Origin of the sequence: Streptomyces sp. NPDC006925, from assembly GCF_042869575.1 — a bacterium.
GTDB lineage: Bacteria > Actinomycetota > Actinomycetes > Streptomycetales > Streptomycetaceae > Streptomyces.
In genome coordinates this window covers 244,043-267,630 of sequence record NZ_JBIAGB010000001.1, presented here as the reverse complement: position 1 = coordinate 267,630, position 23,588 = coordinate 244,043, and the positions used below count along the sequence as shown (strand labels likewise).

General features: G+C 73.3%; 20 protein-coding genes. 11 read left to right on the top strand and 9 right to left on the bottom strand.

Features of this window, described 5'->3' with window-relative positions; translation table 11 throughout:
• Positions 1 to 5: 5 nt before the first annotated feature.
• Positions 6 to 917 carry a glutaminase gene (locus ACFYNS_RS01235; RefSeq protein WP_360297698.1) on the bottom strand — a complete coding sequence of 304 codons (912 nt, stop codon included), beginning with the start codon at positions 915 to 917 and terminating at the stop codon, positions 6 to 8.
• Between the two features lie 197 nt (positions 918 to 1,114).
• The gene (locus ACFYNS_RS01230) at positions 1,115 to 1,765 is read right to left on the bottom strand and encodes a DUF4232 domain-containing protein (protein ID WP_388599943.1); all 651 of its coding nucleotides are present in this window, start codon (positions 1,763 to 1,765) and stop codon (positions 1,115 to 1,117) included.
• A 231-nt stretch (positions 1,766 to 1,996) separates the two neighbouring features.
• Here ACFYNS_RS01230 and ACFYNS_RS01225 point away from each other — a divergent pair, with 231 nt between their 5' ends.
• The 5 genes from ACFYNS_RS01225 (at position 1,997) to ACFYNS_RS01205 (ending at position 9,882) form a co-directional block, all read left to right on the top strand.
• On the top strand, positions 1,997 to 2,419 hold the full coding sequence (locus ACFYNS_RS01225) for a hypothetical protein (protein ID WP_360297692.1): 423 nt from the start codon (positions 1,997 to 1,999) through the stop codon (positions 2,417 to 2,419).
• 317 nt (positions 2,420 to 2,736) lie between these two features.
• On the top strand, positions 2,737 to 5,106 hold the full coding sequence (secD, locus tag ACFYNS_RS01220) for a protein translocase subunit SecD (protein ID WP_360297689.1): 2,370 nt from the start codon (positions 2,737 to 2,739) through the stop codon (positions 5,104 to 5,106).
• A gap of 236 nt (positions 5,107 to 5,342) precedes the next feature.
• The gene (locus ACFYNS_RS01215; protein WP_388599940.1) at positions 5,343 to 6,713 is read left to right on the top strand and encodes a cryptochrome/photolyase family protein; all 1,371 of its coding nucleotides are present in this window, start codon (positions 5,343 to 5,345) and stop codon (positions 6,711 to 6,713) included.
• An 18-nt stretch (positions 6,714 to 6,731) separates the two neighbouring features.
• On the top strand, positions 6,732 to 8,246 hold the full coding sequence (locus ACFYNS_RS01210) for a cryptochrome/photolyase family protein (RefSeq protein ID WP_360297684.1): 1,515 nt from the start codon (positions 6,732 to 6,734) through the stop codon (positions 8,244 to 8,246).
• Positions 8,247 to 8,463: 217 nt separating this feature from the next.
• On the top strand, positions 8,464 to 9,882 hold the full coding sequence (locus ACFYNS_RS01205) for a glutamate decarboxylase (protein ID WP_360297681.1): 1,419 nt from the start codon (positions 8,464 to 8,466) through the stop codon (positions 9,880 to 9,882).
• A 99-nt stretch (positions 9,883 to 9,981) separates the two neighbouring features.
• Here the strand turns inward: ACFYNS_RS01205 and ACFYNS_RS01200 are convergent, their stop codons facing one another.
• A complete protein-coding gene (locus ACFYNS_RS01200) occupies positions 9,982 to 10,311 on the bottom strand; it encodes a putative quinol monooxygenase (RefSeq protein ID WP_360297678.1) in 330 nt (109 codons plus the stop codon).
• A 49-nt stretch (positions 10,312 to 10,360) separates the two neighbouring features.
• Positions 10,361 to 10,882, bottom strand: a complete 522-nt coding sequence (locus tag ACFYNS_RS01195; protein WP_360297676.1) for a MarR family transcriptional regulator — start codon at positions 10,880 to 10,882, stop codon at positions 10,361 to 10,363.
• Positions 10,883 to 11,003: 121 nt separating this feature from the next.
• Between ACFYNS_RS01195 and ACFYNS_RS01190 the strand changes: the two genes are divergently transcribed.
• The gene (locus ACFYNS_RS01190) at positions 11,004 to 11,417 is read left to right on the top strand and encodes an organic hydroperoxide resistance protein (protein WP_074999530.1); all 414 of its coding nucleotides are present in this window, start codon (positions 11,004 to 11,006) and stop codon (positions 11,415 to 11,417) included.
• A gap of 78 nt (positions 11,418 to 11,495) precedes the next feature.
• Here the strand turns inward: ACFYNS_RS01190 and ACFYNS_RS01185 are convergent, their stop codons facing one another.
• Positions 11,496 to 14,393, bottom strand: coding sequence for a penicillin acylase family protein (locus ACFYNS_RS01185; protein ID WP_388599933.1), 2,898 nt, complete (start codon positions 14,391 to 14,393; stop codon positions 11,496 to 11,498).
• 493 nt (positions 14,394 to 14,886) lie between these two features.
• Between ACFYNS_RS01185 and ACFYNS_RS01180 the strand changes: the two genes are divergently transcribed.
• Positions 14,887 to 15,525, top strand: coding sequence for a TetR/AcrR family transcriptional regulator (locus tag ACFYNS_RS01180; protein WP_360297669.1), 639 nt, complete (start codon positions 14,887 to 14,889; stop codon positions 15,523 to 15,525).
• A gap of 52 nt (positions 15,526 to 15,577) precedes the next feature.
• On the opposite strand, the gene ACFYNS_RS01175 is transcribed toward ACFYNS_RS01180, so the two are convergent.
• A complete protein-coding gene (locus tag ACFYNS_RS01175; RefSeq protein WP_360297666.1) occupies positions 15,578 to 16,528 on the bottom strand; it encodes a M56 family metallopeptidase in 951 nt (316 codons plus the stop codon).
• Between the two features lie 3 nt (positions 16,529 to 16,531).
• A complete protein-coding gene (locus ACFYNS_RS01170) occupies positions 16,532 to 16,987 on the bottom strand; it encodes a BlaI/MecI/CopY family transcriptional regulator (protein ID WP_360297664.1) in 456 nt (151 codons plus the stop codon).
• 157 nt (positions 16,988 to 17,144) lie between these two features.
• Between ACFYNS_RS01170 and ACFYNS_RS01165 the strand changes: the two genes are divergently transcribed.
• Positions 17,145 to 17,879: a hypothetical protein gene (locus ACFYNS_RS01165; protein WP_388599928.1), complete on the top strand. Its 735-nt coding sequence runs from the start codon at positions 17,145 to 17,147 to the stop codon at positions 17,877 to 17,879.
• A 93-nt stretch (positions 17,880 to 17,972) separates the two neighbouring features.
• Here the strand turns inward: ACFYNS_RS01165 and ACFYNS_RS01160 are convergent, their stop codons facing one another.
• Together ACFYNS_RS01160 and ACFYNS_RS01155 are read right to left on the bottom strand one after the other, a co-directional pair.
• Positions 17,973 to 18,800: an alpha/beta hydrolase gene (locus ACFYNS_RS01160; protein ID WP_360302700.1), complete on the bottom strand. Its 828-nt coding sequence runs from the start codon at positions 18,798 to 18,800 to the stop codon at positions 17,973 to 17,975.
• 254 nt (positions 18,801 to 19,054) lie between these two features.
• Entirely contained in the window at positions 19,055 to 20,497 is a 1,443-nt protein-coding gene (locus tag ACFYNS_RS01155; RefSeq protein ID WP_360302703.1) for a cytosine permease, read from the bottom strand.
• Between the two features lie 226 nt (positions 20,498 to 20,723).
• Here ACFYNS_RS01155 and ACFYNS_RS01150 point away from each other — a divergent pair, with 226 nt between their 5' ends.
• From ACFYNS_RS01150 to ACFYNS_RS01140, 3 genes are all read left to right on the top strand, one after another.
• Positions 20,724 to 21,221 (top strand): nucleoside deaminase, encoded by a 498-nt coding sequence (locus ACFYNS_RS01150; RefSeq protein WP_360302705.1) that lies wholly within the window; start codon positions 20,724 to 20,726, stop codon positions 21,219 to 21,221.
• 217 nt (positions 21,222 to 21,438) lie between these two features.
• Positions 21,439 to 22,386: a LysR family transcriptional regulator gene (locus ACFYNS_RS01145; protein ID WP_388599923.1), complete on the top strand. Its 948-nt coding sequence runs from the start codon at positions 21,439 to 21,441 to the stop codon at positions 22,384 to 22,386.
• Between the two features lie 75 nt (positions 22,387 to 22,461).
• Entirely contained in the window at positions 22,462 to 23,559 is a 1,098-nt protein-coding gene (locus tag ACFYNS_RS01140; RefSeq protein WP_388599921.1) for an alpha/beta fold hydrolase, read from the top strand.
• The last annotated feature ends 29 nt before the right edge of the window (positions 23,560 to 23,588 follow it).

The following is a 23,588-nucleotide window of genomic DNA, read 5'->3' as shown; positions in this document are numbered from 1 at the left end:
TCGGGTCAGAAAACCGACCAGCCGGTGAGCGAGGTGAAGGCGTCCAGTGCCGCGACGCCGGCCACCGAATTGCCGCGCAGGTCCAGGCCGGGACTCCAGACGCAGAGCGTGCAGCGGCCGGGTACCACCGCCAGGATGCCGCCACCGACCCCGCTCTTGCCGGGCAGCCCCACCCGATAGGCGAAGTCGCCCGCCGCGTCGTAGGTCCCGCAGGTGAGCATGACCGCGTTGACCCGCTTCACGTCGCGGGCCGGCAGCAGCCGGGAGCCGTCGGTCCCCACCCCCTGCCGGGCCAGGAAGGAGCCGGCCAGTGCCAGATCGCGGCAGCTCATGCTGATCGAGCACTGCCAGAAGTAGTGGTCCAGCACCGTCGGTACGGGATTCTCCAGATTGCCGTAGCTGGCCATGAGGTACGCCAGGGCGGCGTTGCGGTCCCCGTGCTCGGACTCGGAGGAGGCCACCTGCGGGTCGAAGGAGACGGCCGGATTGCCGCTCTGGGTGCACAGGAAGTCCAGCATCGAGGTGCTGGCGTCGCCGGTGAGCGACTGCAGCCGGTCGGTGACCACCAGCGCACCCGCGTTGATGAAGGGGTTGCGCGGGATGCCGTTCTCGTACTCCAGCTGCACCAGGGAGTTGAAGGCCGTGCCGGAGGGCTCGCGGCCCACCCGGCTCCACAGGCTCTCGCCGTCCCGGGCCAGTACCAGCGCCAGGCCGAACGCCTTGGAGACGCTCTGTATGGAGAAGGGCACCTGCCAGTCGCCGATCCCGGTGACCGACCCGTCCACGTCGGCGACCGCCATGCCGAACCCGCCCAGATCCACCTCGGCCAGGGCCGGGATGTACCCGGCCGGCTGCCCGCGGCCGACCTGGGGCGCCGCGGTGGCCGCGACCTCCTCGAGCACCGCCTGGTAGTCCATCGTCCGCGCTTCTCCCGAGCGTCGAGTGCCGTCTCCGATGCCGGGCACGCGCCGCCTGGGGCGGCACCGGTGCGCACGCCGGGTCCGGCGCAGACTCTAGCCTGCGCAGGCGGCCGGACCTGCGGCGGGACCTGCGGCGCGGCCCTGTCGCGCAACCCCGGATCCGACCGTGTGCGGCGGCGGCCCGCCGGGGCGCCTCACCACTCCAGGGCGGTCACCGTGAACAGGCCGCCGCACACCCGCAGTCCGTCCACTTCGGCGGTCAGGGCCCGGTCGGAGCCGGGCGGACGCACCTCGACGGACCGCGGCTTCGCCCAGCAGGAGCCGTCGGCGGCGTCCTCGCTCTTGGTGCGCAGCTTCGCATGGGCGCGGGTGGAGGGCTGCACGGTCACCGTCCGGCCGGCGCCGCCCGCGTGGGCGGCCGGGCTGCCGATCGCAGCGCCGTCCTCGCCGGTCAGCGACACCCGGGGGTAGCCCTTGAGGAGGCAGGCGGCGTCCGTGGTGTTCTTCAGGGCCACGTCGAAGTACCGGCTGCCGGCCGGGCTCTCGGCCGGATCCAGGGACATCGTCAGGTCCGAGGCGGCACAGCGCCGGGTTCCGCCTCCGGCCGCCTCGTGGCCGCCGGTGGCCGGGGCGGACGAGCCGGGGGCGCCGGCGGCCGCGGAAGCGGGCGGGGAGTCGCCCGCGCCCGGATCCTTCCCGTCCGCGTCGTCCCCGCCGCCGCACGCGGCGACCGCGGCGAGCAGCAGCACCGTCCCCGCGGCAGCCCGCACCCGCCGCCAGGACCGGCCCGGGGCGCGGCGGGCCCGGTACGCCGTGTGCGCCGTACCCGGAACACCGAAAGTCATGATCATTGCTCTATACGTATCAGTACCCGACTTCGGGCCTCAACCGTCCGGCCCCACCGGATGCGTGGTGTCCCGCGCCGGGTCCGCCGTCCGCACGGGTGCCGACGACCCGGACGGTGCGGCGGCCCGAGCGGCGCCGACGCCGCGAGGCGCCGTCCGTGCGGGCGGCCGGGCGCGATGCGCCCCCGCGTAGACTGAGCCGGACCGGCCGGGCGTAGACGGGGAGGGACGATGCAGCGCAGCGCGCGGGCGCGGTCCCGTCGTACGGCATCCGTCCTCCTCGCTCTCGTATGGGGCGCTCTGCTGCTGGTGCCGGGTGCCGCGACGGCTGTGCCCGGACCGGGCGGTGCACCGGCCGCCACCGCCGTGACAGCGGACCGGGGGGCGCACCACGGCGCGCACACACCCGCCTTCCGCCCCGATTCCCACCCCGGGCCCGTGGTGCACGACGCCACGGCCGACGCTCCGCACGAGGCGCGGACGTCCGGCCATCCCGCCCATCCGCCCGCGCTGCCGACCGCCGTTCCGGCCGCGGCGGCCGTCCCGCTGCCCGGCCGGCTCGCCGGCCGTCCCGTACAGGAGCGCGCGCCGCCACCCTCCTGGTACCACCCGCGCACCAGCCGGGGCCCGCCCGCCGAGCCGCTCGACGTCTGACCGAGTCGGCCGGTTCCCCTCCGCGCCCCGGACAGCGCCACCGGTGCTCCCCGCGACGGGAGTGCCGGGCTGCGCGCCACCGCACCGAGTGAGGACCCCGCGCTGCCGGCCCCGGCGGGCCGATGCGGCGTCCCCGTACCGCCGCGCCTGCCCGGCCGGCACTCCGCGCGCCCGGACGCGCCGCGGATGCCGGGCCCCCGGGCGCCCTGCGGTGCGTTCCACCGGCGCCGCCCCCGAGGCGGTTGCGGGGTGCGAGCGGGCGGCCGACTGCCCCGCGTACCGCGCCTCGCGCGGTACCCCTTCAGCCTGGAGTGGTCGTGTCCCGTACGCCTCGCCGTACCTCTGCCGCCGGTGCTCAGCGCCGGTCCCGCGCGCCGCTGTGGCGCGCGCTGCTGGCCTGTGTCGCCGTAGGAGTCTCGCTCTTCTTCGCCCTGAGCACCCCGCCCCGGCTGGGGCTGGACCTCAAGGGCGGCACCCATCTCGTCCTCCAGACGCGGGACGGCCCCGGCGTGCGCGCCGACGGGGCCGCCACCGACCGTGCGCTGGAGGTCCTACGCAAGCGCGTCGACGCTCTGGGCGTCGCCGAGCCCTCGCTGTCCCGGGCGGGGGAGAACCGGATCGTCGTGGAACTGCCCGGGGTGCAGGACCCGCGGGAGGCCGCCGAGGTGATCGGCCGTACCGCCCAGCTGACCTTCCACCCGGTCGAGCAGGTCACCGACCGGCGCGCGGCCGCCGAGGAACGCAGCGGGCAGGATCCCGGCGGCGCCAGGACCCTGCCCGACCCGGACGCCGCGGGCGCCTTCCTCCGGCTGGGGCCGGCGGCGCTGACCGGAGAGGGCGTGCGGGACGCCGAGGCGCGGTTCGACACCGCGCAGGGCAGCGGCTGGAACGTGACCGTCGACTTCCGCGACGGTGCCTCCGGCCGGTGGGCGGAGCTGACCGGTCGGGCCGCCTGCCGGGCCCCGGACGCCCCGCAGCGTCGGGTGGCCATCGTGCTGGACGACCGCGTGGTCTCCGCACCGCACATCCAGCACAGCGTCCCCTGCCGTACCGGAATCACCGGCGGCTCCACGCAGATCACCGGCGGCTTCGACGACGAGGAGGCCAAGGACCTGGCGGCCCTCGTCAAGGGCGGCGCGCTGCCCGTCCCCGTCGAGGTGGTCGAGCAGCGGACGGTGGGTCCCACCCTGGGCGCTGACGCCATCCGGGCCAGCGCTCAGGCCGCAGTCGTCGGGCTGGTGTGCACGGGGCTGTTCCTCACCGTCGTCTACCGCCTGCTGGGCGGACTGGCCACCCTCGCGCTCGGGGTGTACGGCCTGTTCTCGTACGCGGCACTCGTCGCGCTCGGAGCCACGCTGACGCTGCCGGGACTGGCCGGATTCGTCCTCGCCATCGGCATGGCGGTCGACGCCAACGTCCTGGTCTTCGAACGCGCCCGGGAGGACTACGGCCGCCCCGTCCCGCGGCCGGACAAGGGCCGCTCCGAGCGGGATCTGCCGCGGGCACTGCGGATCGGCTTCCGGCAGGCCTACAGCGCCGTCATCGACTCCAATGTCACCACGCTGCTGGCTGCCGGGCTGCTGTTCGTCTTCGCGACCGGGCCGGTCAAGGGCTTCGGTGTGACGCTCTCGCTCGGCGTGCTGGCCTCGATGGTCTCCGCGATGGTCGTCACACGGGTGCTCGCCGAGTGGGCCGTGCGGCGCCGCGGTGTGCGGCGACGCCCCGGGATCACCGGCCTGGCGGGCCACTCGCGGCTGCGCGCCTGGCTGGCCTCGCGCAGGCCGCGGCTGGCGCGCCGCCCCGGGCTGTGGCTGAGCGTGATGGGCGGACTGGTCCTGGCGGCCCTCGCCGGGATCGGACTGCGCGGACTCGAGTTCGGCGTGGAGTTCACCGGCGGCCGCCTGATCGAGTACAGCACCGGCCGGCCCGTCGACGCCGGCACCGCACGGCAGGCCGTGGCGGACGCCGGCTTCCCGCGCGCCGTGGTGCAGGCGGCCGGCGACGGCGGTGTCTCGGTGCGCACCGAAGCGCTCGGCGACGGCGGAAGCGAGCGCATCCGGCAGGAACTGCGCGAAGTCGGCGGCCGGATCACGGTCGAGCGGGACGAGACGGTCGGCCCCAGCCTCGGCGGTGAACTGCGGGACAAGGCCCTGCTGGCGCTGGCCCTCGCCGTCGGCGCCCAACTGCTGTATCTGAGCGTCAGGTTCCGCTGGACGCTGGCCACCGCCGCGGTCGCCGCGATGGTGCAGGACGTGCTGCTGGTCGTCGGCCTGTTCGCCTGGCTCGGCAAACCGGTCGACAGCGTCTTCCTCGCCGCGCTGCTGACCGTCGTCGGATACTCGGTCAACGACACCGTGGTCGTCCTCGACCGGCTCCGCTCCCTGCACCGCGCCGACCGCTCCCGGCCGCTGCCCGAGCTGGCCGACGCCGCCGTGCTGCGCACCTTGCCGCGCACCGTGAACACCGGCATGGGGGCGCTGTTCATCCTCTTCGCGCTGGCGCTGCTGGGCGGTGACTCGCTGACCGACTTCTCGGTGGCGCTGCTGGCCGGGGTGGTGCTCGGCATGGTGTCCACGGCGCTGACGGCCGCGCCGCTGGCCGCGGTGCTGGAGCGGTGGCGGCCCCAACGGTGGCGGGTGGTGCCGGAGCGCCGGCGCTCCGGGAACGACTCGGGCGCCGTCGTGTAGCCGCCCCACCGGGCGGGGCACCCGGCGGCGTGCGCGCCGTCGGCCCCGCCCGGCGGCCGGGGGAGGGTACCGGGTGCCGGGTCCCGGGGGACAAAGAGCCGACACGCGAGCCGCCTGTCAACAGTGCGGCCCGTGGCACGAGATGCTGGGCCGCCGGATCTCCGCAGGGTGTCGACCGGGAGGCGGTCGACACCCTGCGGGGACATCCGGCCCCATCATCGATGCAGGAGCAGTACATGGCCGTCTCCGTCGTGCTCTTCACCCGCGACCTCCGTCTGCGCGACAACCCGCCGCTGCGGGAAGCCCTCGTCGCCGGTGATGCGGTGGTCCCGCTCTTCGTCCGGGACGACGCCATCAGCGCGGCCGGGTTCGCCGTGCCCAACCGGCGCGCGTTCCTCGCGGACTGCCTGGCCGACCTCGACCGGCAGTTGCGGGAGCGGGGCTCCCGGCTCGTGGTGCGCAGCGGGGACGTCGTCGAGCAGGTGTGCCGGGTCGCGCACGAGGCCGGTGCCGCCGAGGTCCACATGGCCGCCGACGTCAGCGCCTACGCCGGCCGGCGGGAGGAGCGGCTGGCGGCGGCCCTGGAGTCGGCGGGCCGGAGGCTGCGGGTGCACGACCGGGCGATCACGGCCGTGGCCCCGGGGGAGATCACACCCGCCGGGAAGGACCACATGGCGGTCTTCACCCCGTACTTCCGGCGCTGGGAGAGGGACCATCAGCGCGCTGTCCTGGGCGCGCCCCGGCGCGTCCCCGGGCTCGAGGACATCCACGGGGAGGAGATCCCGGCCAGAGCAGTGGTGCGGGAGGTCTCGCCCGGTGTCCCGGCGGGCGGCGAGACCGCGGGCCGCAAGCGGTTCACCGACTGGCGCCGCTCCGGCATGGACTCCTACGAGGAACAGCACGACGACCTGGCCGGAGACGCCACCTCGCGGCTGTCCCCGCACCTGCACTTCGGCACCCTCTCACCCGTCGAACTCGTCGCCAGAGCCCGGGAGAAGGGCGGCCCCGGCGCCGACGCGTTCGTGCGGCAGCTCGCCTGGCGGGACTTCCACCACCAGGTGCTCTGCGCCCGGCCGCGGTCCGGGCACGCCGAGTACCGCTCGCACCGGGACCGCTGGCGCACCGAGGAGGAGGCACCGGAGGAGGTCGCCGCCTGGAAGCAGGGCGCCACCGGGTTCCCGGTGATCGACGCCGCCCTGCGCCAACTGCGCCACGAGGGCTGGATGCACAACCGGGGCCGGTTGCTGGTCGGCAGCTTCCTCACCAAGACCCTGTACATCGACTGGCGCGTCGGTGCCCGCCACTTCCTCGACCTGCTGGTCGACGGGGACATGGCCAACAACCAGATGAACTGGCAGTGGGTGGCCGGCACCGGCACCGACACCCGCCCCAACCGCGTACTCAACCCGATCACCCAGGCGAGGAAGTACGACCCGCACGGCGACTACGTACGCCGCTGGGTACCGGAACTGGCGCAGCTCCCCGGCCGTACGATCCACGAACCGTGGAAACTGGACGATCAGCAGCGCGCGGCTCTGGACTATCCCGAGCGGATCGCCGACCTCGCCGCGGCCTCCGGCCGCTTCCTGCGGGCGCGCGGCAAGTGAACCGGAGCTGATTCCCCCGTGCGCACCTCTCCCCGCGCCCACTGGCTCTTCGGCGACCAGCTCGGCCCGCACTTCCTGACTCCCGGCCCGGACGGACCCGCCGGGAACGCGCCGCTGGTCATGATCGAGTCCCGGGCGGTGTTCCGGCGCCGGCCCTTCCACCGGGCCAAGGCGCACCTGCTGCTGTCCGCGATGCGCCACCGCGCCGCCGAACTCGGTGACCGGGTCACCTATGTGCGCGCCGAAACCTACCGCGAGGGGCTGCGCACCGCACTGGACGACCGGAGCGCCACGGTCCACCACCCCACCTCGCGCGCCGCGCTCCGGCTCGTACAGAGCCTGCCGCAGGTCACCGTCCTGCCCGCCCGCGGCTTCCTGGTCGACCAGGATTCCTTCCGCGCCTGGGCGGACGGGCACGCGGGCGCCCGGCTCCGCCAGGAGGGCTTCTACCGGTGGGTCCGCCGCGACCACGACCTGCTGATGGACGGCGACCAGCCGGTGGGCGGCCGGTGGAACCTGGACAGCGACAATCGCGAACCCCCGCCCGGGGACCGTGCGACGCTTCCGGTGCCGGCGCCCTACCGACCCCGCGAGGACGAGATCGACGACGAGGTGCGCCACGACCTCGACACCTGGGAGCGCGCGGGGGAGGTCCGCTTCGTCGGCCGCGACGGGCCGCGCCGCTTCCCCGCCACCCGCCGCGAGGCGCTCGCCGCGCTGCGCCGCTTCCTCGCGGACCGGCTGCCCACCTTCGGGCCGTACGAGGACGCCATGCTCGCGGCCGATCCGGTGCTCAGCCACAGCCTGCTGTCCTCCTCGCTCAACCTCGGGCTGCTGGACCCCTGGGAGGTGCTGGAGAGGGCCGAGCGGGCCTACCGTGCCGGGAAGGCCCCGCTCAACAGTGTCGAGGGGTTCGTCCGGCAGATCTGCGGGTGGCGCGAGTACGTCTGGCAGCTGTACTGGTACTTCGGCGAGGGCTACCGGCGTGCCAACCGGCTGCGGCACCGGGCCCCGCTGCCCGAGTGGTTCAGCGCGCTGGACGCGGACGCCGTCGAGGCCCGCTGCCTGCACACGGTGCTGGCCCAGGTCCGCGACACCGGCTGGACCCACCACATCCCCCGGCTGATGGTGCTGGGCTCCTACGCGCTCCAGCGCGGCTGGAACCCGGCCGCGGTCACCGACTGGTTCCACCGCAGCTTCGTCGACGGCTACGACTGGGTCATGCTGCCCAACGTCGTGGGAATGTCGCAGTACGCGGACGGCGGCCGGATGACCACCAAGCCCTACACCTCGGGCGGCGCCTACGTGAACCGGATGAGCGATCTGTGCGGGGGCTGCGCCTACCGGCCCGACGTGCGGGTGGGCGACCGCGCCTGCCCCTATACCGCCGGGTACTGGTCCTTCCTGCACCGGCACCGGGACGCGTTCGCGCACAACGCGCGGATGGCGCAGCCGGTCCGCGGACTGGAGCGGCTCGGGGATCTGGACGCGCTGCTGGAGCAGGAGCAGGAGCGCGGGGACCGGGCCCCCTGAGGACGGCGGCCGTCCCCAGCCCCCGGACGAGCGGTATGCCCCGGCGGGGTGCGGGTTGGGCCGTGCCGGTCGCACCTCCTCGACCACTCGGAGCTTTCCGGCGCTGACACGCCCGGCGTGCTGGAAATCGGGCCTCCGCATGCGCTCGAATACGGACCGGCAGGCGAACCCGGCCGGTCCGTCTTCCCCTCCAGTGGCGTCCGGCGAAGGGAGTCCTGTGGCTGTCCATCATGGTGCGGATCGCCGTGCCGACCCGCGGCGCGAGACGCTGTCGGTCAACCCCTTCCACGCGGTGGCCGACCCCGCCGAGACGATGGAGACGGTGCCCCCGGTGAACCGGCTGCCCGACGGGCCGATGCCGTCCGAGACCACCTACGAACTGGTGCGGGACGAGCTGATGCTGGACGGCAACGCCCGGCTGAACCTGGCGACCTTCGTCACTACGTGGATGGAGCCGCGGGCCGAGGCGCTGATGGCGGAGTGCAGCGCCAAGAACATGATCGACAAGGACGAGTACCCGCGCACGGCCGAACTGGAGCGCCGCTGCGTGGCGATGCTCGCCGACCTGTGGCACGCCCCGGACCCGCAGCGTGCGGTGGGCTGCTCCACGACCGGGTCCAGCGAAGCCTGCATGCTGGCGGGACTGGCCCTCAAACGCCGCTGGACCCGGCGCAACGCCGACCGGTTCCGCACCGGCGCCCGGCCCAACCTCGTCATGGGCGTGAACGTGCAGGTGTGCTGGGAGAAGTTCTGCAACTTCTGGGAGGTGGAGCCGCGCGTGGTGCCCATGGAGGGGGAGCGCTTCCACCTCGACCCGCAGCGCGCCGCCGAACTCTGCGACGAGAACACCATCGGGGTCGTGGGCATCCTGGGCTCCACCTTCGACGGCTCCTACGAACCCGTCGAGGAGCTGTGCGCGGCGCTGGACGCGCTCCAGGAGCGGACCGGGCTCGACGTGCCCGTCCACGTCGACGGGGCGTCCGGCGCCATGGTCGCGCCGTTCCTCGACCCCGGGCTGGTGTGGGACTTCCGGCTGGAGCGGGTGGCCTCCATCAACACTTCCGGGCACAAGTACGGGCTGGTGTACCCCGGGGTGGGCTGGGCCCTGTGGCGCGACGCGGAGAGCCTCCCCGAGGAACTGGTCTTCCGGGTCAACTACCTCGGGGGCGAGATGCCCACGTTCGCGCTGAACTTCTCGCGGCCCGGCGCGCAGGTCGCGGCGCAGTACTACACCTTCCTCCGGCTGGGCCGGACCGGCTTCCGCGCGGTGCAGCAGGCCGCCCGGGACGTGGCCCGCAGCCTGGCCGAGCGGATCGCCGCGCTCGGCGACTTCCGGATGCTCACGTGGGGCGACCAACTGCCGGTGTTCGCCTTCACCACGACGTCCGATGTCACCGCCTACAACGTCTTCGACGTCTCCCGGCGGCTGCGCGAGCACGGCTGGCTGGTGCCCGCCTACACCTTCCCGGCGAACCGGCAGGACCTCTCGGTGCTGCGCGTGGTCTGCCGCAACGGCTTCACCGCCGACCTGGCGGACCTGCTGCTCGACTCGCTGGAGCGGTCCCTGCCCGAGCTGCGACGGCAGCCGGGGCCCTTGGAGCGTGACGAGCAGAAGGCGACCGGCTTCCACCACTGATCCGGCGGGCCTCACGCCCTGCTCCGCCGGAGGCGGATCCGCGCGCTGCTCCCGGCGTGCCCACCGTCCCGGCCCCCGCGGGGGCCGGGACACGGCGCGTCACGGCCTGGGTGCCAGCTCCGCCATGGCGCCCCAGCCCTGCTGGTCGGGAACGGTCACGTTGATGATCTCGGGCGTCCGGGAGATCGCCGCGGACATCGTCTCCAGCCCTGCCGCGAAGTGGTCGGACCCGACGTGTGCGGCTGCGGCCGCGTCGTCGGTGAAGGCCTCCAGCAGCGTGAACCGGTGCGGCTCCTCGACGTCGTGGGACCAGTCGAAGAAGAGGTTGCCCGGCTCGGCGCGGGTGGCCTCCGTGAAGGGGCCCACCAGTGAGAGCCACTCCTCGGTGTACTCGGGGCGGACGGTGAAACGTACGGCGATGAAGATCATGTACTCATGATGCCGAGCGCGGACGGCTCCGGCCAGCCGGGCCGCGGCCTCAGCCCGCGGCCGGGCGGGCGCCGGACGCGTCGTCCAGCAGGGCCGCCTCGTCCTCGGCGGCCGCGTCCAGGGCCCGGGTGAGCCGGTCGAGGCGGGTGCGCAGCTCGGCTGCCTCCGCCGCGTCGAAGCCCGCTGCCGCGGCGATCCGGCGCGGGATGCGCAGGGCGCGCTCGCGCAGCTGTCCGCCGTCCTCGGTGAGGTACACCCGGACCGAGCGCTCGTCCTGTGCGGAGCGCTCGCGCCGGACGAGTCCGGCCGCCTCCAGCCGCTTGAGAAGGGGGGAGAGGGTGCCGGAGTCGAGCCGCAGGCGTGCGCCCAGGTCCCGCACCGAGATCTCGCCGTGCTCCCAGAGCACGAGCATCGCCAGGTACTGCGGATAGGTGAGGCCGAGCTCCTTGAGCAGGACCCGGTAGACGCTGCCGAACGCGCGGGACGCTGCGTTGAGGGAGAAGCAGAGCTGGCGGTCCAGCCGGAGGAAGTCCTCCTCCACCGCGTCCGGGGGTGTCGGCACCTGGTTCATGGCCCCAGCCTACCGGCCCGAAGAGTTTGGTTGTGCACAATTTAATTGTGTGCTTCGATTGTGCTCGCGGGTGGCCGAAGCGGCCGCACCGCCGCACATCGTCGAGAGGGATGGTCTTTCCATGGACGCGCTCTACACCGCAGTCGCCACCGCCACGCACGGCCGGGAGGGACGCGCCGTCGCCTCGGACGGCCGGCTGGACCTCCAGCTCGCCCCGCCGCGGGAGATGGGCGGCGACGGCCAGGGCACCAACCCCGAACAGCTCTTCGCCGCCGGATACGCCGCGTGCTTCGCCGGCGCCCTCGGCGTCGTCGGCCGCCAGGCGAAGGCCGACGTCTCCGAGGCCGCCGTCACCGGCGAGGTCACCATCGGGAAGCAGGGAGAAGGCTTCGCGCTCGCCGTCACCCTCCGGGTCGAGCTGCCCGACGGCCTCGACCGCGAGACGGGCCGCGCGCTGGTCGAGCAGGCGCACCAGGTCTGCCCCTACTCCAACGCCACCCGAGGCAACATCCCGGTGGAACTCGTCATCGAGTGACCGTGCCGCCGGGCGCGCACACCGGCGAGGGGGCGCCGGCCGGGCCGGTACCCCCTCGCTTTCCCCTCTCCGGTCACCTCACCGGTGGGCCGGGAACTGCACCACCTGCTGGTAGGTCGGGCGGTTCTGCCAGTTGCTCAGGTCGTCGGTGATGCCCCCCAGGGGGCGCTGCTGGATGGCGTCGGCGCACCACTGATCGCCTGCCTCGCACACGTTGTCACCCGGGTACGTGCTCTTCGCCGGGGTGCCCGCGGCCTCCTCCAGCGTGCTCAGCAGGACGTGCCGGCACTGCGCCGTGTCGCCCGCGCCGCAGAACGTCTTCGGCGCGGCCCCCGGCACCTGCTCGCCGAGCACCTTGCGCAGGTCCTTGTGCACGTAGGACCACCAGCCGTGCTGGAAGGACGAGCCCTTGTGCGCCACACCGTCGCCCGGGGTGGAGGGCGTCTCGTCGATCTGCAGGGCGTCCGTCAGCGCGCCGTAGAGGCCCGCCCCCAGGCCCGGGCGGAACTCGCCCTCGACCAGCAGCGGCCACCAGGCGTCCATCGTCCGGATCGCGTCGGCGTGCGCGTAGGTCCGGGTGCCAGGCCCGGTCTCCTTGCGCTGCGCCCCGTCCTCCAGCCAGCCGCGCAGGCCGTCGACGGCCTCCTTCAGCTCCGGATCGGTGACCTTCTCGGTGTCGATGACCTTCAGCAGTTCGGGGAGCACCGCCTCGCCGCGCAGGTCGGTGACCGCCGCGTCCTCCATGGCGCGGGTCAGCGAGGCCCGCGAGACCTTCCCGCCGTCGCTGATCAGGGACGTGATCCGGCGGTCGAGCAGATCGCTGCGGTAGACGGGGCCGTCGCCGAATCCCGCCACCGTGTACCCCTTGGCGATCTTGTTGTTCCAGGACTCGTAGTAGTCCTGGTCGATGTCCTGCGGATGCTCCGCGTCCGGCGTGTTGGGCACGGTGTTGGTCGCCGGGTCCCAGTCCCGCCACTCGGTGCTCTCACCGGCCCTGATGGGCAGGTTGGGGTCCACGTCCGGGCTGCGCGTCGGGTTGAGGCCGGAGTTGTAGTAGGCGGTGTGCCGGGCGTCGGCGTAGAACCAGTTGAACGTGTAGCTGATCCTGGAGGCGGCCTCCTGGAAACTCTCGGGGCCGGTCACCGCCTCCGGGTCGTTGAACATCTGGAAGCCGATCAGCGTGTCCACCTCGTGCCGGTAGGTGGAGCGCAGTGTGGTGTACGCGACGGGGTCGCCGTCGATCGTGGCGCGGTAGCGGACCACCCCGTACGCCGTCCGGTGCGCCACCAGCTTGTAGGAGCCGGCCTTGGTGCCGTCGGCGACGGTCGGGCTCCAGGCGTTCTTGCGGACGAGTTTCTCCATCGGAGTGCAGGTGCCGTGGAACAGGTACCCGCTGGAGTCCTTCGTCGCCGGGCTGCCGTCGGTGTTGCACAGGTCAACGGCGTAGGTGTCGGTCATGTTCTGGTTCGCCGAGGTGGCACTCCAGGCGTAGTCCTGCCCCCGGCCGAGCTGCACATACAGGTTGAGCCCGGCGAAGGCCGCGCCGCGGGCGCTGAGTCCGGGGCCCTGGATCTCCTGGAGCATCAGCAGTTGGGGCGCGAAGTAGCCGGTCTGCGGGCCGAAGACGGCCACCGGGTTGCCGGTGTCGGTGTGCTTGCCGGACACCACCAGGGCGTTCGACATGCCGTGCTTGCGGGCGAAGAGGTCCTTCGGCAGCACGCCGTCCGACATCGCGCCCTCGGCCTGGGCGAGCTCCGGCTTGTGCCGGAGGTTGGCGTTGGAGGTGGCCGATTGCTCCCGCGCCGACTCGGCCGCCGCGCCGGTGCCCACCGCGTCCGTGCCGGACTTCCGCTTCGCCGCCTGCCCGTCGGCGGCCGAGCCGGTGGGGTCGTAGACCACCTGCTGCCTGCTCACCGAACCCGGGTCGGGCATGGCCACCGCGCGGGGGTTCTCCGGAGAGGCCGCGTAGTCGAACCGCTGGCCGTCGTGGAGGGTGAGGTCGGCCTCGGGGTCGTTCTGCATGCGGAAGGCCCGGTAGACCTTCTCCCCCTCCTCCTTCCCGTACTTGCGCTCGGCCGCCTGTTTGACCAGCGCGGCGGCGACCTGGTTGCCGCCCCCCGAGCCGAACAGCGCGCTGATGACGGTGCCGATGGCGACCAGGTCGGTCGTCTCGAACGGCTCGATCCCGTCGCCGGTGAAGATGTCGGCGTTGCCGGTCAGGTCGTACTCGCCGGGGAAGTACAGCCCCTTCTTCGCGTCGCTGATGTACCGGTTGAGCCCCTCGAGGTAGGCGGTGACGTCCTTGTACGCCTGTTCGCCACGGGGTCCCGAGTCGCGCACCCGGTCCACCTGCGCCGCCAGTTCGCTCTCCCGGTAGGCGCCGCCCAGGTAGAACTGCTGCTCCAGCTGCCGGTTGCCCTCGGCTCCGCCGGCGAAGGAGCTCAGCTCGCCGCGGCCGATGTGCCGGAAGACGTCCATCATCCACAGCCGGTCCTGGCCCGCCGCGTACCCGGCGCCGTACTCGGTGCCGAACCTGGTCGTCCCCTTGATGTGGGGGATCCCGGACTTGTCGCGGGTGATGGTGACGTCGTCGCGGCCGCCCGGCCGCTTCCGGCTCTCGACCTGGTCGTCGGGGACGCCGAAGGAGGCGTCGTTGAAGAAGGTGCTGAGCTTTCCGTTGGTCAGTCCGGCGTACTCGTCCACCAGATCTGCGTACGGGCCCAACTGGTCGTCGGTGTGCTTCGGTTTGGCACCGGTGATCTTGTTCAGGATGATCTGGGCCGCGGTGGCCGAGCCGTTCTCGCCCGGCGGCAGGATGTCGTGGCACTGCCCCCGGCAGTAGTCGGCCACCTCCCCGGCCGCCGCGGCCCTCCGCTCGTGCGATGCAGGGGCAGCCGGAGCGGCGACCGCGAGCGAGGGTGCCGCGGTCACCACCAGACACGCTGCCGTGACCAGACCGGTCCACCGTTTTCGCATCTGACGCCCCCTCAGGCGATCGCTGCTCGACGGGGTCGGCCGCGGCCGGGCCGCCCGCGTCCCGTGACCGGAAGGATGCAGCCGCCGGAATATCAGGTCAATCGTCCCGGACGCTTGAACAGGAGCGGCGCCTGACGGATCCTCACGTCGTGCTCTGTCCGCCCCCGCTCGGCGCAATTCCGGCGCGAACACGTCAAAACCCGACACGGCTGCGCCGCTTCGGCGCCTGCCGCGCCCATCCGTCTCCGTTCCTCCGCGCCGGGTCCACGGAGTCTTCACCGCATTCGGTCGCGGCCGCGACCTTCGCCGGACCGGACCGGACCGGATCGGCCGAGGTGCGGGGTACGGTGCGCGGGCCCGTGGGGCTCGGCCGGCGTCGCGGAGCAGTACCGGGGCGAGGGTGGCCGTGCACGGGCTCGCCGCGAACGCGAGCCCGGCACGAACCGAACGAGAGGCACCACGGGCCCGGACCCGGCCTCAGGAGGAGGGGACCATGGGACGGTTGCCGTCGGCTCAGCGGCGTAGGCAATTGGTCGAGGCGGCGATCCGCGTGATGACCCGGGACGGCGTCGCGCAGACGACCACGCGTTCCATCTGTGCGGAGGCCGGGGTCTCGCTCAGCGTCTTCCACTACTGCTTCGACTCCAAGCAGGCACTGGTCGAGGCCGTCATGCACACCATCACCGCGCACTCGGTGACCCCGGTCGCCGAGCACCTCAGGCCGGGCCGCGACGTGCGCGAGAGCGTCGGCGCCGCGCTGCGCACGTACTGGGACCACGTGCGCGCCCATCCCGCCGAGCACATGCTCACCTACGAGTTGACCCAGTACGCGCTGCGCCGACCCGGTTTCGAATACCTGGCCGAGCGCCAGTACGGGCAGTACGCCGCCGCCAACCGGCAGCTCATCGACCACCTGTGCAGGGAGCTCGACCTCGTGCTCCTGGTTCCGGCCGAGACCCTGGTGCGCTATCTGACCTCGGTGATCGACGGGCTCACGCTCAACTACCTGGTGCTGGGCGGCGGGCAGGAGGCCGCCGCCGTCCTGGACACCCTCGCCGAGCACGTGGTCGCACAGGTGCGGCCCAGGGCCGCCGAGGAGCGCGCCGCCGACGGGAGCGCGGTAGCGGGCTGATCCGGGTCGGACGCTCCCGCGGCGCGGGCCGACGGCGCGTGCCGGCCGGCACTCACAGCGGAGTGGCCGCGTGCAGGATGACGGCGAGCGCGATGGCGGCGTTCGCCGAGGAGAGGGCGGAGGTGGCGGCTCCCACGGCGGCGAACCAGGCGGCCAGCCCGGCGACGAGTCCGGCGCCCGTCCCGCGCGCGGGCAGCAGCCCGGTGGCCGGGGCAGGAGCCAGCAGTGCCCGTACCCGCCGGGGCACCGGTCCGCCACCCGCGGCGGCGGGCACCGTCGGCGCGGGGCTGCGCCGCGTGAGGAGCCCGGCCTTGCCGACGGCGCGGGCGGTCAGCACCCGGTCACCGACCTCACGCGCGGCTTCCTCGTCCGCCCAGCGCTCTACGCCGAAGGCGACGGCGGTGCGCAGCGGGCGGAGAAAGGGGTGGGCGGCTGCCGCGAGTTCGGCCAGCAGCAGGGTGCGGGAATGGCGGGCCGTCAGATGGGCGCGCTCGTGGGCGAAGAGGGCGCGCCGCTCGGCCGGCTCCAGCGCCTCCAGCATCCCGGTGGAGACGACGATGCGCGCCCGGGTGCGGCGGCCGCCCGGCAGCGCGAAGGCGTAGGGGGCACTGTCCGGGAGGATCGCGACGGGCGAGCTGCGCAGTCCCCGCAGCGCCTGCCTTGCCCGCCGCCTGGTGTGTCCGTGCCGTACCAGGGTGGCTGTGCCGGCCGCGAGCAGCAGCGCGAGCGCGGGGATCGACACCTGCCCCAGGGCCTCGTCGTAGGGGACCGCAGCCCGCACCTCGGGGTCGGACCAGGCGTCGGGCAGCGGGTTCCCCGGAAGCTGGGCCGTTCCCACCACGACCAGCAGCCCCAGACAGACGGTGCTGCACAGGGCCAGCAGCACGCCGAGTCCGGTCAGCAGCCGGGTCGCCGCGCGCGGGTGGAGATGCCGCTCGGCGAGCCGGGCGGCGGGCCAGGACGTCACCGGCAGTACCAGGGGGAGCAGGACGAAGAACCCCACGGCTCAGTCGCCCTCGGGTTCCGCGCCGCGGGCACGGGTGCCCTCGCGGGTGGTCAGGCGCAGCAGGCGGCGCAGCAGCCGCTCGTCGTCGTCGGACAGTCCGGAGACGAACCGGGTCAGCACGGTTCCGCGGTCGCTCTGCCCGTCGAGCACCTGCCGCATGCGGTTGGCCGCCAGCCCCGCCGGGTCGGCCGCGGGGGACCACAGGAACGAGCGGCCGGATTTCCGCCGGGTCACCGCCTCTTTGGCCAGCAGCCGGGTGAGGATGGTGACCACCGTGGTGTACGCCAGGCCGCCGCCCAGCCGCTCCCGCACCCAGGCGGCGGTGACCGGTTCGCCGGCGCCGTGCAGGGCCTCCAGGACGACGGCCTCCAGTTCGCCCTGCCCGCGTCGGCGCCCCGGCTCCCGCGCCGGGCCGTCGGTGCTGCCGGTCTCCTCTGTGCCGTCTGTGCCGACCAACGTGTCGCTCCTTCCGCTGCTCCCTGTGGGTCCTGCCGGGGAGTTGCCGCACGGATCGCCCTCCGGGCGGCGGTGTGGCCGTGGTGCCGCCCACCCAGTATCTTCTACATGTCTGTAGATTTTCGTGGTCTCCGTCGGTACTTCGAGAGGAAGAGTAATGGGAGCGCCGCCGATCGCGGGGAGGACGGGTTCCCCCATCGGACCCGAGGAACGGGCCGAGTACACGCGGGTGGTCGAAGAGGCCCTGCGGTCCGGTGCGCTCGGCGAGGCGCTGCGGGGCGCGCCCCCGGCGGCTGCGGAACGGCTGCGTGGCTGGGCGCACGAGGCGGTGGACGACCTCTGGGCGCAGGCAGCGGCCGAGTACCGCGAGTGGTGCCGGGCCAGGGCGGCGGGCAACTCGCAGGAAGGAGCGCCCGACGCGGCTCCCCGCGCTGCCGCGGGACCGGGCGGCGACCTGGTGGCCGCGCTCGCCGTCCTCGTCCCCCTGACCGCGGGAGCGGCAGCGGTGATCTTCCTCGTGCTCGGGTATCTGCTGATGCTCGTCGGCGTGCAACAGGCCGCAGGCGCCTCGCTGGTGGTGACCGGCTGGGCCGGAGCGGGGGTCGCGGCCGTCACGGCTTCGCTGGGCCTCGGCCGCCTCGCCGTCACCGCACGCAGGCGCTCCGGTCCGGCGCGCCGGTCCGCCGCCGAGGAAGCGGCACACGCAGCCTGGCGCGCGGCGCTGCTGGAGCGCGCGGTGCTGCCCTACCTCCACCACCGCCTGCTCGACGCCGCGGAGCCCGGCGCCCCCGCCGGATCGGAAGGGGCCGGATCCCGGGGCCCTGCCGGCCCCCGCTTCGTGTCCCCCGGTTTCGACAGCCCCGGATTCGGCGGGCCCGCCACGGGACAGTGAGGCGGTGCGCGGGCCGCCGCGGGCAGCGCGCCGGAACACACCCGCCGCCGCCCCGGCGGGACCGGGGCGGCGGCCCGTACGGGGCGCGGCTGCTCAGCGTCGGAGGAAGTCGAGCAGGTCCGCGTTGAACTTCTCCTTGTGGCCCGGTACCAGGGCCATGCCGTGGCTGCCGCCTTCGTAGACCTTCAGTTCCGCGTTCGGCACGATCTTCGCGGACTTGCGCCCGGTGGCCTCGATCGGGACCACCTGGTCGTCGTCGCCGTGGACGACGAGGGTCGGCACGTCGAACCGCTGCAGGTCCTCGGTGAAGTCGGTGTAGGCGAACGCGTCCACACACCGCACGCCGCCCTCGACGGTCTCGGCCATCGCCATGTACCAGAAGGCGTCCCGGTTGCCCTGCGTGGCCCTGGTGCCCGGCCGGTCGGCGGAGAAGAACTGCTCGGAGGTGTCCTTCCAGAACTGCGAGCGCTCGGTGAGGATGCCGTTCTTGATCTGCTGGAAGACCTCGTCCGGCACTCCCTCCGGGTTGTCCGCCGACTTGATCATCACCGGTGGGATGGCCGAGAGCAGGACCGCCGAGCGGATCCTGGAGGTGCCGTGCCGGCCGATGTAGCGGGCCAGTTCGCCGCCGCCCATCGAGTGTGCGACGAGGGTGACCTCGCGCAGGTCCAGCCCGGTGACCAGGTCGTCGAGGTCGTCGGCGAAGGTGTCGAAGTCGTATCCGTCCCACACCGGGGTGGAGTGCCCGTGGCCGCGGCGGTCGTGCGCGATGCCGCGGTAGCCCGCGTCCGCCACCGCCTTGAGCTGGTCCTGCCAGGCATCCCCGGCCAGCGGCCAGCCGTGGATGAAGACCACCGGCCGTCCCCGTCCCCAGTCCTTGTAGAAGATCTCGACGTCGTCGCGTGTGGTGATCACGGGCATGGAGTGGTCCTTTCACCGGGCGGCCGGATCCCCCGCGGGCCGGGCGGCGGCCACGCGGCGCGGCCCCCACCCGCCCCGCCCTTCCTCTCCATGCTCCGCTCCGGCGGGCAATCCGCAATCCGGATCCCCCGCCCCCCGGCTGACCGGCTGCTTCGTCCCCTGCGGAGACGTCCGGAGCACCGCCGCGCAGCCCGGTACGAAGCACCGGCCCGGCTGCCGCGGGCGGCGTCCGCGGCGGGCGCGCGGGCCGCTCCTCACCCGGGCGGCTGTGCGGCCACCGGTGCGGCCTCCGGCGCGGGGCCGCGGTCGCCGGGCGGGGCCAGGACGGTCCGCTCCGGGATGTGCGCCGTGTCGTTGCGGCACAGCAGCCAGTACAGGGCAGCGGGCACGGCGAGTCCCACCAGCCAGGAGATGTCCGCGCCGCCGAGCGGATCCACCAGCGGTCCGGTGTAGAAGTGCGTGGCCAGGAAGGGGAACTGCACGCAGAGCCCGGCGCCGTAGACGGTGAGGGCCCTCCAGCGCCACGCGCCGTACCGCCCGTGCGGGTCGCTGAGCGCCGGCAGGTCGTAGCGCTCCCTGGCGATCAGGTAGTAGTCCACCAGGTTGATGGCCGACCACGGTGTGAACGCGGTGAGCAGGAAGAGCAGGAAGTCCTTGAAGGAGGTCAGGAAGCCGTCCTTCCCGGCCAGTGCCACCGCCGTGCCGGCGGCCATGATGACGGCGATGTACCCGGCCCGGGCTCGCGGCCCCAGCTCGCGCTGCCCCCGGAAGCCGCTGACGCCGGTCACCATCGACATGAATCCGCCGTAGGTGTTGAGGACGTTGATGGTCAGCTTCCCCAGTGCGATGACGAAGTAGAGCAGCGAGGCCGTGAGGCCGGCGCCGCCCAGGCCCACGACGTAGCTCACCTCGTGCCCGACGAACGCCGGACCGGCAGCCGCTGCGGCCAGGGCGCCGAAGGTCATGGACCACTGGGAGCCGAGCACCGAACCACCCAGCGTCCACCAGAACGTGGCGCGGGCCGAGGTCGAACGCGGCAGGTAGCGCGAGTAGTCGGCGACGTACGGGCCGAAGGCCAGTTGCCAGGAGGCGGAGAGCGAGACCGCCAGCAGGAAGAGGGGGAAGGAGAAGGCCCGTTCGGCCAGCAGTCCGGACAGGTCCGCGCGCTCCAGCAGGCGGACGCCGAGGAAGACGAAGGCCAGAGCGCACACCAGGCTCGCCACCCTGCCCAGCGCGTGGATGATCCGGTATCCGACGGCCGCGGCCACGGCGGTGACGGTGGCGAACAGCACGATGCCCGGGGTGTCGCCGAGGTGCGTCAGCTCGCCGACCGCCTGGCCCGCCAGCACGCTGCCGCTGGCGAAGAAGCCGATGTACATCACGACGACCAGGGCCAGCGGGACCACCGCGCCCCGCACCCCGAACTGGGCCCGGCTGGAGATCATCTGCGGCAGTCCCAGCCGGGGCCCCTGCGCGGAGTGCAGCGCCATGACCGCTCCGCCGAGCAGGTTGCCGAGCAGCAGACCGGCCACCGCCCAGAAGGCCGGGGCCCCGAAGACGACGGCGAGGGCGCCGGTCACCACCGCGGTGATCTGGAGGTTGGCACCCAGCCAGAGGGTGAACTGGCTGAATGCCCTGCCGTGTCGCTCCGCGTCCGGGACGACGTCGATCGAACGCCGCTCCACCACTCCCGCCATCCGCCGCACCTTTCCTCCACCGGTCCGGACGGCTCTTCCCGCAGCCGCCCGACCGGTTCTGCATGGTTGTATTCATGCTGGGGGTCGAGTGAATGGCCGTCAATGCATCGGCGGGAATCCTGCGGGCGACCGGCGCCTGCGGCCGCACCCGGACATGCCCCTGCCGGGCCCGGCGGCCCGGCGGGACGGGACGATCACCAAGCAGGACGATCGCTAAGGTGGCCGCGTGACGAACGACATAGACCTTCGACACCTGCGGCGCTGCGTGGACCTCGCGGCGGAGTCACTGGAAGCGGGCGACGAGCCCTTCGGCTCCGTGCTGGTCGGAGGAGACGGCACCGTGCTGGGGGAGGGCCGCAACCAGGTGGCCTCCGGTGACCGCACCCAGCACCCCGAGTTCGCCCTCGCCCGCTGGGCCGCGGAGCATCTGACCCCCGCGGAGCGGGCCGCGGCCACCGTCTACACCTCGGGCGAGCACTGCGCCATGTGTGCCGCCGCCCACGGTTGGGTGGGCCTCGGGCGGATCGTCTACGTGGCCTCCGGTGCGCAACTGGCCGACTGGCTCGCCGCATGGGGCATCCCCGCCGCACCGGTCGCCGCCCTGCCGGTCACCCAGGTGGTGCCGGACGCCGTGGTGGAGGGGCCGGTGCCCGAACTCCTCGACGAGGTACGAGCCCTGCACCACCGTCTGCACACGGGGTCCGGCCCGCACGCCGTCGGCTGACGGGCGGTCCCGGTGCGCCGTCCGCGCGGCAACGGGACGACGCCGCACCCCACCGGCGCGGGCCGGCGGGCCGCGCTTCGAGGAGCTGCGGAGCCGCGCGCACCAGGAGGCCGTACACGCCCGGTCGTGGGCGAACGCCGCAATCGCATCCGCTTTCCCGGGAGACCGGATTAGCATGCCGGTTCGGACGTGCGGCGATTCGGGGGGCGTTGGCTGAATGGGTCTGGAGATGCGGGAGATCGAGGCATTCCTGGCAGTGGCCGAGGAGCTGCACTTCGGCCGGGCGGCGGAGCGGCTGACACTCTCGACGTCGCGGGTGAGCAACCTCGTCCGTACCGTGGAGCGCCGGGCGGGGACCCCGCTCTTCGAACGGACGAGCAGGCGGGTGCGGCTGACCCCCTCGGGCGAGCACCTGTTCGCCGAGCTGCGGGCGGCGTACATCCGGATCGAGCAGGCGGTCGCCGAGGTGCGGGAGGCCGCCGGGCAGGGCGGCAAGGTGCTGCGGGTGGGCTTCTCCACCACCCTTCCCGAGAAGGTGCCTCCGGCGCTCGTCGAAGCGTTCGAGGACAGGTTTCCGGCCGCCCGGATCGTGCAGTCGGCCCATCCGACAGTGGACCTGTTCGACTGGATCGGCGAGGAGGGGCGCTGGCCCGTCGACGTGTTCGTGACCTGGATGCCGGTGGAGTCGGCACCGCTCCCCGAACTGGTGGTCGAACCGGTGCTGCAGCGCACGCCCCGTGCGGTGATGATGGCCGTCGACCACCCGCTCGCCGGGGGCGCGGCGGTGCACGTGGAGGATCTGGCCGAGTACGAACTGATCTACCCCAGCCTGCCGAAGTGGTACGGGGACGCCTGGGCCCCGGCCGTCACACCCGCGGGGCGGAAGCTCTCGTTCCGGCGACCCGACTCGCGCTACATCGAGGACGTGCTGCCGCTGGTCGCCGAACAGCGTCTCGTGCACCTGACGTTCAGCTCACTGCTCGACGCCTACCACCGCCCCGGTGTCGTCGTGCTGCCGCTGCTGGGGCTGCCGTCGATGCCGATCCGTCCGGTGTGGGCCGCCGCGACGCGGAACGCGCTCGGGCGGTCGTTCGTGGACGAGGCCGCCGCGTTCGCGTGGGCGGCCGGCTGGCTGGCCGACGGGCCCGCAGCCGCGCCCCGGTGATCGTTTCGTCCGGCATCACGGTCGTGCTGCGATCGGGCGTTGTTCCAGGTCGGAGCAGGCGGAATGATGGAACCCATGAGCGAGGACACGCGCGAGGACACTGCGATACGGCGCTTCCGGATCGAGATCCCCAAGAGCGAGACGGACGCTCTCGCCGCACGGCTCGCGGCGACCAGGTTCGCCGACCCGGCCCCCGGCCCGGACCACGGTGTGACGACCGACCGGGTCCGGCACCTGGTGGAGTACTGGCGCCACGGCTACGACTGGCGGGCCCAGGAGGAGCGGCTCAACCGCCACCCGCAGTTCACCACCCGGATCGACGGGCAGCGGGTGCACTTCCTGCACATCCGCTCCGAACACGCCGACGCGCTGCCGCTGCTGCTGACCCACGGGTGGCCGGGCTCGGTCGTGGAGTTCGAGAACATCGTCGCCCCCCTCACCGCGGGCGGCTTCCACCTGGTGATCCCGTCCATCCCCGGCTTCGGCTTCTCGGGTCCGACCACCGAGGAGGGCTGGGACAACCGGCGGATCGCCCGCGCCTGGGACACCCTGATGCGGCGGCTCGGCTACGGACGGTACGGCGCGGCGGGCAACGACGCGGGGTCGATGATCTCCGTCGAGGTGGGCAGGGCCGCCCCGGAGCGCGTCGTGGGCACCCACGTCACCCAGGTCTTCTCCTTCCCCTCGGGTGATCCTGACGAACTGACCGGACTGACCGACGAGGAGCGGCAGGCACTCGAGAACCTGAACTGGTTCATGGAGCACAAGTCGGCCTTCAACCAGGTGCACGCGCAGCAGCCGCAGACGCTCGCGCATGCGCTGCTGGACTCGCCCGCGGGACTGCTGGGCTGGCTGGACCAGTTGCTGGGCGAGGAGCTCGACGACGACTTCGTGCTGGCCAACGCCGCGATCCACTGGTTCACCGGGACTGCGGGATCCGCGCTCCGGCTGTACTACGAGAATGCCAAGGCGCCCCGGCCGGAGGGCCGGACGACGGTGCCGCTCGCGCTGTCCGGCTCCGTGGGCGACTTCTACGGAATCCGCCGGTTCGCCGAGCGCGACCACGGCGACATCCGGTCCTGGACGGTCCACCCGGAACCCACCCACTACCTGCACCACGTCGCCCCCGAGGCGCTGGCCGAGGACCTCGCGGCGTTCTTCGGAAAACTGTGAACCCCCCGAACGGTCTGTGAACTCGAAGA

Bases quoted from the DNA above. Each gene is read 5' to 3' on its own strand.
- ACFYNS_RS01200 (WP_360297678.1), bottom strand. From the start codon at position 10,311: ATGATCTTCATCGCCGTACGTTTCACCGTCCGCCCCGAGTACACCGAG.
- ACFYNS_RS01180 (WP_360297669.1), top strand. From the start codon at position 14,887: ATGGGACGGTTGCCGTCGGCTCAGCGGCGTAGGCAATTGGTCGAGGCG.
- ACFYNS_RS01140 (WP_388599921.1), top strand. From the start codon at position 22,462: ATGAGCGAGGACACGCGCGAGGACACTGCGATACGGCGCTTCCGGATC.
- ACFYNS_RS01185 (WP_388599933.1), bottom strand. From the start codon at position 14,393: ATGCGAAAACGGTGGACCGGTCTGGTCACGGCAGCGTGTCTGGTGGTG.
- ACFYNS_RS01195 (WP_360297676.1), bottom strand. From the start codon at position 10,882: ATGAACCAGGTGCCGACACCCCCGGACGCGGTGGAGGAGGACTTCCTC.
- ACFYNS_RS01155 (WP_360302703.1), bottom strand. From the start codon at position 20,497: ATGGCGGGAGTGGTGGAGCGGCGTTCGATCGACGTCGTCCCGGACGCG.
- ACFYNS_RS01190 (WP_074999530.1), top strand. From the start codon at position 11,004: ATGGACGCGCTCTACACCGCAGTCGCCACCGCCACGCACGGCCGGGAG.
- ACFYNS_RS01160 (WP_360302700.1), bottom strand. From the start codon at position 18,800: ATGCCCGTGATCACCACACGCGACGACGTCGAGATCTTCTACAAGGAC.
- ACFYNS_RS01235 (WP_360297698.1), bottom strand. From the start codon at position 917: ATGGACTACCAGGCGGTGCTCGAGGAGGTCGCGGCCACCGCGGCGCCC.
- ACFYNS_RS01145 (WP_388599923.1), top strand. From the start codon at position 21,439: ATGGGTCTGGAGATGCGGGAGATCGAGGCATTCCTGGCAGTGGCCGAG.
- ACFYNS_RS01230 (WP_388599943.1), bottom strand. From the start codon at position 1,765: ATGACTTTCGGTGTTCCGGGTACGGCGCACACGGCGTACCGGGCCCGC.
- ACFYNS_RS01225 (WP_360297692.1), top strand. From the start codon at position 1,997: ATGCAGCGCAGCGCGCGGGCGCGGTCCCGTCGTACGGCATCCGTCCTC.
- ACFYNS_RS01165 (WP_388599928.1), top strand. From the start codon at position 17,145: ATGGGAGCGCCGCCGATCGCGGGGAGGACGGGTTCCCCCATCGGACCC.
- ACFYNS_RS01215 (WP_388599940.1), top strand. From the start codon at position 5,343: ATGGCCGTCTCCGTCGTGCTCTTCACCCGCGACCTCCGTCTGCGCGAC.